General features: G+C 48.0%; 7 protein-coding genes. 5 read left to right on the forward strand and 2 right to left on the reverse strand.

The genetic code is table 11. The features are described from left to right. Positions 1-38: 38 nt before the first annotated feature. Positions 39-713 carry a response regulator transcription factor gene (locus tag BMZ51_RS01540; protein ID WP_068010272.1) on the reverse strand — a complete coding sequence of 225 codons (675 nt, stop codon included), beginning with the start codon at positions 711-713 and terminating at the stop codon, positions 39-41. Between the two features lie 753 nt (positions 714-1,466). On the opposite strand from BMZ51_RS01540, the gene BMZ51_RS01545 reads away from it, so the two are divergent. From BMZ51_RS01545 to BMZ51_RS01555, 3 genes are all read left to right on the forward strand, one after another. Continuing rightward, positions 1,467-2,783 carry a UDP-glucose dehydrogenase family protein gene (locus tag BMZ51_RS01545; RefSeq protein ID WP_068010214.1) on the forward strand — a complete coding sequence of 439 codons (1,317 nt, stop codon included), beginning with the start codon at positions 1,467-1,469 and terminating at the stop codon, positions 2,781-2,783. 321 nt (positions 2,784-3,104) lie between these two features. Next, on the forward strand, positions 3,105-5,003 hold the full coding sequence (locus tag BMZ51_RS01550; protein WP_068010215.1) for an autotransporter assembly complex protein TamA: 1,899 nt from the start codon (positions 3,105-3,107) through the stop codon (positions 5,001-5,003). A gap of 50 nt (positions 5,004-5,053) precedes the next feature. Further along, positions 5,054-9,454 (forward strand): translocation/assembly module TamB domain-containing protein, encoded by a 4,401-nt coding sequence (locus BMZ51_RS01555; protein ID WP_068010217.1) that lies wholly within the window; start codon positions 5,054-5,056, stop codon positions 9,452-9,454. Here BMZ51_RS01555 and BMZ51_RS01560 read toward each other — a convergent pair. Beyond that, a complete protein-coding gene (locus tag BMZ51_RS01560) occupies positions 9,451-10,467 on the reverse strand; it encodes an Ldh family oxidoreductase (protein ID WP_068010220.1) in 1,017 nt (338 codons plus the stop codon). The two genes, BMZ51_RS01555 and BMZ51_RS01560, sit on opposite strands and share 4 nt — an antisense overlap. Positions 10,468-10,922: 455 nt before the next feature. Between BMZ51_RS01560 and BMZ51_RS01565 the strand changes: the two genes are divergently transcribed. Both BMZ51_RS01565 and BMZ51_RS01570 read left to right on the forward strand, forming a co-directional pair. Next, on the forward strand, positions 10,923-12,398 hold the full coding sequence (locus tag BMZ51_RS01565) for an NAD-dependent succinate-semialdehyde dehydrogenase (protein WP_068010222.1): 1,476 nt from the start codon (positions 10,923-10,925) through the stop codon (positions 12,396-12,398). Between the two features lie 69 nt (positions 12,399-12,467). Continuing rightward, positions 12,468-13,016, forward strand: coding sequence for a GNAT family N-acetyltransferase (locus BMZ51_RS01570; RefSeq protein WP_068010224.1), 549 nt, complete (start codon positions 12,468-12,470; stop codon positions 13,014-13,016). Positions 13,017-13,034 lie beyond the last annotated feature (18 nt).

The following is a 13,034-nucleotide window of genomic DNA, read 5'->3' on the forward strand; positions in this document are numbered from 1 at the left end:
TAACAACAAAAAAGGCTGCGGTGCAGCCTTTTTTGTTGTTACATTGCATTGATAATATAGCCAAGATAACGCTTTGAATCGATGGGGTCGTATCCCATTTGACTGCGCAGCTTCTTTCTCAACTTGCTGATGTGGCTCTCAATAACATTCTCATCAACTTCGCTTTCAAAAATTCCGTATACGAAGTTGTAAATCTGTGTTTTGGTCAGACGTCTGCCATTGTTTTGCGCAAGGTACTCTAGAATTCGACGTTCTCTACGCGGCAGTGCCAGCGCATTCCCGTCTATTTCCGGATCTCTCCCATCAAAGTAAACAGTCAGTCCACCAAGTTCTACATTAATGCTCTGGTTTACTGTCCGCCGTTTGATCGCATTAACACGAGCAAGTATTTCTTGCGGGTGTACTGGCTTACGAACGACATCATCTACACCAGCAGCAAACAACTTAAGCGTTTGCTCGAGCGCTGGACTACTATTAAGGACCAACACAGGCTTTTGAGAGCATCTGCGCCGGATAATCTGAGGGAACTTCTCGTGCTCCCCTATCTCACCGATCAAGATAGCTTCTACGGCCTCAAACTCTGTATCAGGCGCAGTATTTAGCCAATCTTGAAAATCACCCGGACTAAATCCGCTCGTTGAGATGCCCTCACGCTCAAAACCTGAGGCATACCCATCTGTTACAAGTTGTTGCTCATCAACAATTAAATACATGACCCAACCCATTCATTCCCAAATGAATATACCGCTGGTAAATCAGAGAAACATATTCTGTCAATTTCCTTAGAAGCTTTTTTATCTTGCTGAACAAGTAAATCTGACCTGAAAACTAAAGTAATTATAATAGAAAATAATATTCAATTTTAGTTACAATTTGATCTTAATATTTCCTATCACCCTAGATTTCTGCCGTTTATGAAATTTCAGGGATTGTCTGCAACTAATTTCAGTGCTCGGTTCACTTGTTAAGCAAAAATCAGAGGGCATACTTTTGCCACATGTTCTCCATATTTCGGTTCGCGCTATACGCGAAATTTTCTTGGGATAACTATTAGAAATTTTAAGTTAGCGACAACCAAAGGAATGAGTAGAATCAAAATCTTCTTCTATTTCACAGAAGAAATCGCGTATTTTTACCTATTTTCGCAATAGAAATATCCCATGTAATTTTATCTAAATTACTTTATTAACCATCCATTTCTTTCCGCGCAGTCTTTCCCAACTTATAAGGGAAATAAATTCATTTAGAACTTTAGATAAATAAGACCTCAATACACACTAATACTCGTCACAATTAGACTACAATTTTACCACAATCTCCAATTTGCTTGCTAGTTTGCGGCTCAGGCAGCCAATGAATGTGCCTTACTGGGGGCTGTATTTGGAAGCGGGTTATGTACTATTGCGTTTCGGCATAAATAAACCTATTTGCACATCCAAAAGTGATCGGCTCGTGCAGGAGACAAAATGGTAATTGCAGTAATCGGAAGCGGATATGTAGGTTTAGTATCAGGAACCTGTTTCGCTGATTTTGGTCACGAAGTCATTTGCGTTGATAAAGCCAAAGACAAAATTGAAAAATTAAGAAACGGTCAGATACCTATTTATGAGCCAGGACTGGAAGAGCTCGTCGATAGTAACGTAAAAGCAGGCCGCTTGAGTTTTACGACAGAACTGACTGATGCAGTTCGTAAAGCTGATGTCATCTTCATTGCGGTTGGTACTCCGTCACGCAGAGGAGATGGGCATGCCGACCTAAGTTATGTCTACGCAGCCGCTGAAGAGATTGCTGCATCCCTTGATGGCTTCACTGTTATTGTCACCAAATCGACCGTTCCTGTCGGGACTGGCGATGAGGTCGAACGCATTATACGTGAGATCAATCCTAACGCCGACTTTGAAGTGGTCTCAAATCCAGAATTTTTGCGAGAAGGCGCCGCCATTAGCGACTTCAAGCGACCTGACCGTATTGTCGTTGGCGTTTCAGGGGACCGGGCAAAGTCTGTCATGACAGAGGTTTATCGCCCTTTATACCTCAACCAGTCTCCCTTGGTATTTGTCAGCCGCCGCACGTCTGAGCTTATTAAGTACGCCGGTAATGCATTCCTAGCCATGAAAATCACGTTCATCAATGAACTTGCGGATCTAAGTGAAGCAGTTGGAGCAGACGTTCAAGATGTTGCCCGCGGGATAGGGCTTGATAACCGGATCGGCTCAAAGTTCTTAAATGCAGGTCCAGGCTATGGGGGCTCCTGCTTTCCAAAGGATACGCTTGCTCTTGTTAAAACAGCACAAGACCATGCCAGCCCTGTCCGCCTGATTGAAACAACCTGCTCCATTAATGATCAGCGTAAGCGCTCAATGTCAAAGAAAGTCATCTCCGCTGTTGGTGGTGATGTACGCGGTAAGAAAATCGCGGTGCTCGGCCTTACGTTCAAGCCGAACACAGATGATATGCGCGATAGCCCTGCCCTTTCCATTATACAAGCGTTGCAAGACAAAGGCGCGGAGATTAGTGCCTATGACCCAGAAGGCATGAAAGCAGCAGTCGAGCTCGTGGATAATGTGACTTTTGGGAACAGCGCATATGACGTCGCCAAGGACGCCCATGCTCTAGTTATTGTCACCGAATGGAACGCCTTCCGTGCTCTTGACTTCAGCCGGCTGAAAGAGGATATGGCCGTTCCTGTTCTCGTCGATCTTAGGAATATTTATGGCAAGGACGAAGTCGCTAAACACGGCTTTTCCTATATGTGCGTAGGTCGCCCAGACCAAGAGGCCTGATCATGTATGGTCCCGGAGAATAAACGCTCTGCCGGGACCAACTCCTAACCAGCACTATCTATCTTGAAAACTTCGCCGCAATTGGTGCAGAGACTATAATTGAGGTTTGCTTTTACAGTGCAAGTTATGCGATTTTTTTAATTAGCACTTACACAGATTCTCTTAGGGCCAAATTCCAATAGTGCTGTACCCATGAGAATACTGGCTATCTCTTTTGATCGTGGGAGCCTTTCCTCGTTGCATTACGGGCTCAAAAATCAAACAGGTTACAGAACCACCGTTCGATCGTGGACTGGTAGAGGTTTGCGACCATTTGTTTTTATGATTAGCCTGTGGTTCTCACTCACCGCCGTAGCGCCAGCTTATGCCTTTGAACTTTTCGGGTTTCATCTTTGGGGAGAGAAAACTGATAGTGAAGAGACAGACACCGTTGGAGTGCCTGACCCAACCGCCTATAGCGTAGAGTTTCGCGTAGTTGGTGAAAACGAAGACCACCCAAGCAAGATTGAAAAAGAACTTCAATCTGTCAGTCTTCTGGTTCGGGAAATCAAGCAGCTTCCCTCTGGCACAAGCGGCGTCCTTGCCCGCGCGACAAAGGACTTTGAGCGCCTCATCGGCAAGCTCTATGAAGATGGGTATTATGGCGCACTCGTCGAGATCACGGTAGCAGAGGTACCTCTTAATCAGGCATTGCTTCACCCAGAAAAAATTACGCAGCGCCCCGTTCCTATTTTGGTTGTGGTCAACAGAGGGCCTCAATTCCATATCGGACAGGCCGAGGTATTTTACCGTGGGCCAATAACCAAAGAACAGCTCGACCTTCCCAACGCGCAAGCACTCGGGCTTATCGAAGGGGCTCCTGCGTTTTCTTCAAGCGTGGTTTCTGCAGAAAAAAAAGCCGTCCAGTCGCTTAAAGATCAGGGTTACCCATTCGCTAAGGTCGAAAGAAGACAGCTCTTGGCAAACCACGCCAATCGAGCATTAAAAGTCAAAATCAACCTTCTAAGCGGACCATATGCCCGTTTTGGTCCTGTAACAGTGTCCGGCACTGTCAAGATGGACCCGCACTTCGTTCGAGAGTATGCCAATATTCCTCAAGGCTCGCAGTGGGACGCGGACATCATATCAGCTGCAGAAAGCAAACTGCGTGACTTGGAAGTCTTTTCTAGCATTCGCTTTGAACCCGCCAAAAAGTTAGATCAAAATGGCGAGCTGCCTCTTACGATCGTCGTGGCTGAACGCCCAAGAAAGGTATTTGGGTTTGGTGCTAACTACTCCAGTAACGAGGGCGTCGGAGTTGAAGGCTACTGGCGCCACCGCAACCTGTTCGGCCAAGCAGAGCGCCTTTCAATCACAGGCGCCGTTGGCCAACTTCTTGCCGTAGATAATGAACAGATAGAGTATGCTGCACGAGTAACCTTCGAAAAGCCCGGGGTACTGGGACCTTTAACATCATTTTCAACAAGCGCTGCAGCAGTGCAGGAAAACCCAGACAATTATCGCAGCACCTCTCTTACTTACGATTTGTACCTTTCCAGAGAATTCACTGATGCCTTGAGCGTGCGAGCTGGCGGTGAAGTGTATTTTGCAAAAGAACGTGATGTATTTGGTCGTAATGATTATTTTCTCATCGGCCTCCCAATAAATCTCACATACGACACCCGCAACGACACCTTAAATCCGACCAAAGGTGTCGATGCGACTTTGTTTTTCGAGCCTGCCTATGACGTGAGAGGAAAGACAGAGAACCTCTACTCTAACGCATCGATTGCCAGCTACCTGCCTATCATGGGAGAGGATCAACTTGTGCTTGCTGGTCGGGTTTCAACTGGTGCAATCATCGCGCCGTCCGTCCGCGATGTTCCAGCCGCCCGGCGTTTCTTTCTGGGCGGAGGGGGGACCATTCGCGGATACGCCTATAAAAATGTCGGCCCACGTATAGATGATCAAGTCGCTGGAGGGCGAAGTTTCATCTTGTTTAATGGCGAAATCAGATCAAAAATCACTGAAAACCTCGGAGTTGTTGGTTTTGTTGATGCGGGAGCAGCTTATCTCACTCAGTTTCCAAGTTTTGACGAAACACTTAGTATTGGTGTTGGTGGAGGTATTCGGTATTTCACCCCTGTCGGCCCGTTGCGGCTGGACGTCGGGGTTCCGTTAGATCCGAAACGCAATGACCCACCGCTTGCTCTGTATATTGGTTTGAGCCAAGCGTTCTAATTTCAACTTGCTCCTATTTGGAGCGGGATGCACAGAAAGACAGAGAACGAATGCAGCTGGTTAGACACATAACAACGGTCCTTGTCAAAGTACTGGCACTTCTTCTTTTGCTAGTGATTGCGCTTTACGGATCTATTGTTGTGGCCAGCAACTTCACAGATGGACGTGAGTTTCTAGGCGAGACTATAAGTTCGTTGCTTCCAGACGTCATAATTGATCAGCCGGGTATTTCTGTCTTCGGCAACATCTCTGCTAAGGGCATCTATGTCTCCGACACAAATGGCAGGTGGTTGGAAGTTCACGATGCAGCGGCATTATGGTCGCCCCTTGCTCTTTTCACAGGTCGGGTCAACATTCATGAAGTTTTAGCGCAGCAAGTGAGCTTAATTCGGTTGCCAGAGGCATCCGAAGAACCTGACCTCGTATCCCCTTCAGACGAAGCGGCGGGCCTCTCACTTCCCTTCAGCAGTCTTGATCTGGCCAAACTCAACATCAAAGACGTCAGCATTCCCGCTGCTATTGCCGGGACACCAGCCCAGTTTTCTATAGTCGCAGGCGCATCCTTTGTAACATCTCCCGTCAAGATTTCGGGTAACTTCAAGGTGGTTCATCGCGGGAAAACTCAAGGCTCTGCTGAGGCAAAGTTCGAGTTCTCCCCCCAAGATAACTTACTTAATTATCAAGCAATGGTTTCTGAGGCGGCAAACGGGCTTGTCGTGAACCTGCTTAAGATCCCAGATACGCCTCGTTTTGAGTTACGTTTGGTAGGAAGTGGCCCTCTGTCTAAGTGGTCTTCTGTGCTGGAAGTCGATCTAAATAGTATACGCGCAATTGACGGTGAAGTTTCTCTTACTCAGGACGGAATGCAAAAGGCCGTCACAACCAAGCTTTCTGGGCATCTCTCGCAATTTCTACCGGTTTCTGTGTCCAGCCTTTTTGCTGGTCAGGCGATGTGGCATTCAACAGCCTCACTGAACAAGGACTACATTCCACTCTCTGCTTCCGGTAAGCTGACGACGGAAGCAATTGCCGCTGAGTTAGAAAGTAAATATTCTCCTGATGACAATGGTCTATCGGCGAAAGCGGAGCTAAAGACAACTCAGAATACCCCTCTCGTGTTTACCAGTAACGATCAAGTCATTCGCTTAGGCTCGCTGAACGCGTCGGCGTTTGCATCAGGACCACTTGAGAATTTAAGCTGGGCATTTTCTGCCAAAGCTGCTCAGCTCAAAACGTATGAAGGCGATTTGGATGATCTGAGTATCACATCGAAGGGCGATGGAGCTCATATATCCTCTCAGATGGTCTCCATTCCATTGAATGCTCGCGTTGAGGCAAATGGCATACATTTACCATCCTCCCTTCAAAAACAAACCATCAAACACATCACTGCCACGCTTGAAGGGACCGCGCTTCCAAAACAATCAGAGCTTAAGCTGCAGACATTGCATATTGAGAGTGAGGGAGCAGCCGCACAGTTTGACCTTGTGGAACTTTCACCCCCAATGGGCACCTTGGAGGGCACACTAAAGGTTTCTGATCTTGGTGTTTTCTCGCCCCTTTTAAAGCAGAATATCAGCGGTTCTTTAGAGGCAGGGCTACAGGTCCTTGCTGACTTTGAGAGTAAATCTGGCAGTGTCGATGTGAATGGAACCAGCAACCAAGTGGTTCTTCAAAATGAGATACTGGATCGCATCCTTCGCTCACAAAGCCGCTTTTCAACGAAGCTATCTGCCACGCTCAACAGCAACGATGTCTTTGCCTCTAGCGGCGAACTAAAAGAGCTCTCCTTTGAGAGTTCATTTGGACGAATTCAGGCCCAAGGAGAGCTCCAGAATGGTCAGGTTGACGGTACCCTCTCAGCACAACTGCGCAAACTTGACCTAATCAACCCACGCGTAACTGGCGCGATCGATCTACAAGCAAATGCGTCTGGGGCTGCCCTGTCACCCGATATTGAACTTTTGGTTCAATCTGATCGCATAAATATGGATCACGTACCGCTGGAGAATTTGAGCCTGACAGCCTCAGCCAAACTCTCAAAAACATCACCTAGTGGGCAGATCGATTTGCAAGGCCGTTTCAAGGGCAAGAACGTTATCGGCAAATTCAAAATGGCGAGTGAAGATGGTAAATTCTCCATCCCTACACTGGATTTTGAACTGGGTGGCAACAAACTCACTGGGAGCGCTCATGCAGCTGACATTGCACTACTGCCCCAAGGACTGGCCGGGAACGTCACGATTGATGCGAACGACTTGAGCACTCTATCTCCTATGGCACTCACACAGATGGAGGGTCGCGCGACTGGCGACATTGAAATCTCACAAAAGAACGGGAACACGAAGGTTGAGTTTGACCTTAATGGTGAGAAACTTCAGTTTGCGAAAAGCTCTATCGGTTCCATTGCTGCCAAGGGGTGGTTAGACACGCCTTTCACGCGCCCATCAGCTGATGCCAACATCAAAATTGAGGATGTTAATGTGGGTGAGATCAAAATCCGGGAGCTCACTTTGACCGCTGCGTCTGCAAGCAATGCCTCAGGCTCCACCAGTGCAACTGACTTTTCGATTAATTCTACATTTGCACAAAACAACGATTATTTGAGAAGCAATGGAGCTGTGAACTTGGTTCCTGACGGGTTGCAGATTACGCTCAAGACTCTGCAAGGGCAGTACGAAGGCATTCCAACGAAACTGAAACAGCCAACCACAATTTCTCTGCTGGACGACAAACGCTCTGTGACCCCTTTTGAGCTGGAGCTAGGGGGTGGTTCTTTGGTTGTCTCTGGAAGCAATAAGGGCCAGCTGGACATAAACACGCAGATGAAGCAGCTCCCACTTTCTCTAGCAAATGTGTTTATGCCGTCTTTGGCCTTAGACGGGACACTGAATGGTAAAGCTCAGGTTTTCGGAAAGATCGATGCACCACAAGCAAATTGGCAAGTCACGTTGGCCAACTTTTCAGCCCAGCCACTCAAAGCGAACAGCATTTTGCCACTACAGATCGGGAATTCTGGGTCACTTACAAACAATGAAATCAAACAAAAAACAACAATCACAAATGGAGCGGGCCTCGATTTTAGTAGCTCAGGAACGATCGGAGTAAAAGGTTCCCAGTCTTTGTCTATGACCGCTTCTGGCAATATCCCTCTTGATGTGGTCGGAGCAAAGCTGATCACTCAGGATTTGGGAGGCAGTGGTGGCTTTCGTTTGAGTGGGTCTATCGACGGGAACCTGACGGACCCTAAGGTTTCCATCGAGATCCAGCCCAACAATCTACAGACTACTCAATTTTCAACGGGCATGACGCTGACAGACTATACTGGGTCCATGCAAATCACCGCAGATGAGGTTAGAATTAACGGCCTAACTGCCAAGTTTAGTAATGGCGGCACTTTGAAGGTTGATGGCAAATTGGGCCTAGGGGCAGATTTACCTGCTCAAATGGACCTTGTCATTGATGGAGGGCGTTATGTTGATGGAACATTTGTTTCTGCACTCATCAACGCCAACCTCTCACTCAAGGGGCCCCTTGGCAGTATCAGCTCACCGGCTTCGATTGATGGAAAAGTTGTCATTGAACAGGCTGATGTTGAGATTCCAAGCTCATTTAACTCAAGCATAAACCCGGTTATTGTGCGTCACCTGAACGCTCCCAAACCCATTCTTACGCAAGCAAAAGAACTGGCGAGAGATGAAGGGCGAAAAAAGCCGCGCAAAAGCAAACAGAAGAGTCCACTTGAGGAAATAAGACTCAATGTGAATGTGGAAGCTCCTGGTAAGATATATATACGCGGTCGCGGCGTAAATGCTGAGGCAGGAGGCTCGTTAAACATTGGTGGAACCGTAACAAAAGTACAAACTGTTGGCGCTTTTTCGCTTGTACGCGGCCGTATGGACATCTTGTCTAAGCGATTGATCTTTAACCGCGGCAATGTCACCTTTAGCGGCGCACTTGTCCCGACCTTAGATTTTGCTGCAACCACAACTGCAAGCTCTACGGAGGTAACCGTTCTGGTAACTGGCCCTGCGGACCTGCCAGTGATTGACTTCACATCCTCTCCAAGCTTACCGAAAGACGAAATTATTGCGCAGTTGCTCTTTGGCGAGTCCGTGAACAATTTGTCTCCGGTCGAACTTGCACGATTGGCCAGCGCGACAGCAACACTCACAGGTGGGACCAGCACTGATGGCCCTCTGGATACCCTGCGTAATCTGCTGGGCGTTAGCGACATCGACTTAAACTTTGACGCAGAAGGCAATCCAGAAGTCACAGTTGGGGGCTATGTCAGCGAACGCGTTTATCTTGGCGTCATTCAAGAGCCCACAACGGGGGACAACGCGGCAACCGTTGATATCGATGTGACAAACTATTTGAAGCTTCGTGGAGAAGCAGGCTCAAACGGGGATGCTAAAGCCGGCTTCTATTATGAAAGAGAATATGATTAGACAGGTTGCCCACTCAAAGTAACGGCTTCCTCGTAGATATGCTTTGGCACATCAATACCATGCAATTTCGCTTTGTTGCGCGCCGCAAGGCGAGACGTGCCAGGAAGGCGAGCACCCTGCTCTGCTTCAATCGCGTTTACCAAAGTCTGCATTCTTTCGGTAAATGCCCCTCCGGATACCATGTCCGTATTGATCGCCAGAATGACCTGCCCAAGGTCAGGAGCAGCACCCTCGCCTGAAAAAAGGCTAGAAGCTTCAAAGCCAAATGCGGTTCCGCACAATCCTGCCGCCATTATCTCAATCATCATTGCAAGAGCAGCCCCTTTTGCCTCACCAATAGGGATCATAGTTCCTTCAAGCGCTTCTTTCGGGTCTGTCGTTGGTTGACCAGCCTTATCCAGAGACCACCCCTCTGGTATGGATTTCCCAGCCCGCTGCGCGGCCATCACTTTTCCGCGTGCAACGCGCGATAATGCCAAGTCAATCACCAGAGGGTCTCCCTCATGATTAGGGGCTGCGAAGGCAATCGGGTTGGTGCCGAACATGGGCGTTTTGCCACCATGAGCGGCAATCGCCTTTGGGGCATTGCCAAACACAAACGCGATCATGCCTTGTTTGGCCAGTCGCTCACAATGTGCTCCTGCCTGTCCGAAATGGTGAGAGTGGCGAATTGCGCTTAGCGCAAGCCCGTTTTGGGTTGTGGCCTCTTTTAGAAACGGCAGGGCAAGCTCAATTGCAGGATAGGCAAACCCATACCGCGCATCAACGCTCTGCACCACAGAACTAATTTGCCTTGCTGTGGGCTTTGCAAAGCCATCTAGTTTCCCAGTTCTGGCTTGTGCGCAATATGATGAAATTCGTGACAAGCCATGTCCTGCCTGTCCGTTGGCTTCGGCATCAACGAGAGCATTTGCAACGATCCGTGCGTTTATCGGATCCGTTTTATTTGCAGACAACGCATCCAGGGTGAGGTTGCGTGCCTCGTTCAAAGATAGATTAACCGTGCCCGACATGGAGTACCCTTAGTATATCATCATTAAAAGACAACTGCTCCTTGCACACTTTTCGGGAAAGAACAAACCGTGTTGGTTTCCAGCGACATCTACACGTTGGCTAACGCAGCCTCAAAATGCGCAGGTGCCCAGAAAATGATGTAAATTTGCGCAAGTATGCAGGCTCTGGAATAACATCATTCCAGATATTTTTACCCTCCTCTAAAGCATCGTATCATCATAACCTCTTATAATTGGCCATCTATTTTTTAAAAGGTCTTTGCTTTAGTAACCAAAGGCTCAATTACTCGTAAAATTTGCATTGCAGTAATCTGCAATCTTTGCGAACTCTATACGCACCAGGTGCTTTTCAGAATTCACCACCTATATCTGTAGGTAGGCATTGCCATACATTCATCGTGTTTTTCTATCTCTCCCAATTATCCGGTGGGATGTCACTTCATCAGGAGTTTTTTATGAGTTCAACACTCACAGCAGCCAACAAAGTCCCACTCCTTCGTGAAGCTTGTCTCATAGGCGGAACATGGCTCAGCGGAGACGAGCAGAATTCAATTGCAGTAACCAACCCCGCCACGGGCGAGATCATCGGTCGTGTGCCGCGCTTTGGACGTGCAGAGACCGCTCAAGCAATTGATGCTGCGTCCAAGGCCTTTCAGTCCTGGTCAAAAATGACAGCAGTTGAGCGGTGCAATCTAATGCATAGCTGGGCAGATCTAATTATAGAAAACCAAACTGACCTTGCAAAGCTTTTGACCATCGAGATGGGCAAACCGCTTGCAGAAGCGGCTGGTGAGGTCACTATTACAGCAAATTATATTCGCTTCTTTGCTGAAGAAGGAAAACGCGTATATGGGGATGTCATCCCTTCTCCCTGGCAAGGGCGGCGTATCTTTGTAACCAAAGAGCCTATAGGCGTTGTCGGCGCAATCACCCCTTGGAACTTCCCAAGTTCAATGCTTGGTCGCAAGCTTGCCGCAGCTCTGGGCTCAGGCTGCACTGTTGTTGCAAAGCCAGCTAGCCAAACCCCTTATTCAGCTTTGGTTTTGGGCAAACTTGCTGAAGACGCGGGCATACCCGCTGGTGTGATCAACATAATCACCGGCACTGCTGCTGAGATTGCCGATGAACTCTGTGAAAATGATAAGGTTCGGAAGATCACTTTCACCGGTTCAACACCTGTCGGTAAGCAGCTCGCTTCCAAAGCCTTGGCTAACATGAAAAAGGTCTCCATGGAGCTTGGCGGCAACGCACCGTTTATCGTGTTTGACACTGCCAATATCGACAAGGCTGTCGAAGGTGCAATCGCTTCAAAATTCAGGAACTCAGGACAGACCTGTGTTTGCGCAAATCGCATCTATGTTCAATCAGGCGTCTATGAGGAGTTTTCGGCAAAACTGAAGGTCGCAATTGAAGTTCAACTGCGCGTTGGTAATGGTTTGAAAGCTGGTGTTACTCAAGGACCACTCATCGATTCAAACGCGGTTGCCAAAGTTGAAGAGTTGATCTCCGACGCTGTCGAAAAAGGCGGCACAGTTGTAACAGGTGGCAAGCGTGATGCTCAGGGGGGGACCTTCTTTGAACCCACTCTTTTGCTGAATGCAACACCTGATATGAAGGTTGCCAAGGAAGAAACGTTTGGCCCATTCGCCCCTGTCTTCAAGTTTGAATCTGAGGAAGAGGCAATCAACATGGCAAATGACACAGAGTATGGACTTGCCTGCTATTTCTATACACAAGATCTGGGCCAAACTTTCCGCGTCATGGATGCGCTTGAATATGGCCTTGTTGGTGTAAATGAAGGCGTGATCACAACAGAATACGCACCATTTGGTGGTTATAAGGACAGCGGTATGGGCAACGAGGGCTCCAAGTACGGGATCGATGATTACATCAATATAAAGTACTCTTGTATTGGTGGTCTGAGCCTTTAATGTAGCCAATGATATTGTGAAAAAGCCGAGGTAATTGATACTTTGGCTTTTTTAACATGAGGATGCTTTGTGCTTTTAGAACAAGAACGTCTTACAGCCGCACCAACACTGATTGGTGAACGTATTATCATGCGTGCCCACAAAGATGAGGATTTTGAAGCTTGCTGCGCTTTGTGGGCAGATCCTGAGGTTGTTCGCTATATTTCAGGCAAACCCTCTACCCCAACCGACACCTGGGGGCGCCTCCTCAAATATGCCGGGCACTGGAGCCTTTCAGGTTTCGGGTATTGGGCAGTAATTGAAAAAGAGAGTGGTGAACTGGTCGGCGACGTTGGTTTTGCAGATTTCAAACGCGATATCACGCCTAGCCTAGAAGGTAAGGCTGAAGCTGGGTGGGTGCTGTCTCCGAAGTTTCACGGTCGTGGCTATGGCCAGGAAGCGGTTGAACTTGGATTATCCTGGCTCAACAAGTCTGGGTTATTCCCAGAAGTGCATTGCATTATTGCGCCAGAGAATAAAGCAAGCGTTGGGCTTGCAGAGCGCGTTGGGTTTAAGAAATACGCTAATGGCGCATACCTTGGAGAACCGACCGTTTTTCTTTCGATGCCACTTTCATAAACGACCAGGTTCAACGTT

Source organism: Pseudovibrio axinellae (assembly GCF_900110875.1).
Lineage (GTDB): Bacteria > Pseudomonadota > Alphaproteobacteria > Rhizobiales > Stappiaceae > Pseudovibrio > Pseudovibrio axinellae.

Bases quoted from the DNA above. Each gene is read 5' to 3' on its own strand.
- BMZ51_RS01540 (WP_068010272.1), bottom strand. From the start codon at position 713: ATGTATTTAATTGTTGATGAGCAACAACTTGTAACAGATGGGTATGCC.
- BMZ51_RS01545 (WP_068010214.1), top strand. From the start codon at position 1,467: ATGGTAATTGCAGTAATCGGAAGCGGATATGTAGGTTTAGTATCAGGA.
- BMZ51_RS01550 (WP_068010215.1), top strand. From the start codon at position 3,105: ATGATTAGCCTGTGGTTCTCACTCACCGCCGTAGCGCCAGCTTATGCC.
- BMZ51_RS01555 (WP_068010217.1), top strand. From the start codon at position 5,054: ATGCAGCTGGTTAGACACATAACAACGGTCCTTGTCAAAGTACTGGCA.
- BMZ51_RS01560 (WP_068010220.1), bottom strand. From the start codon at position 10,467: ATGTCGGGCACGGTTAATCTATCTTTGAACGAGGCACGCAACCTCACC.
- BMZ51_RS01565 (WP_068010222.1), top strand. From the start codon at position 10,923: ATGAGTTCAACACTCACAGCAGCCAACAAAGTCCCACTCCTTCGTGAA.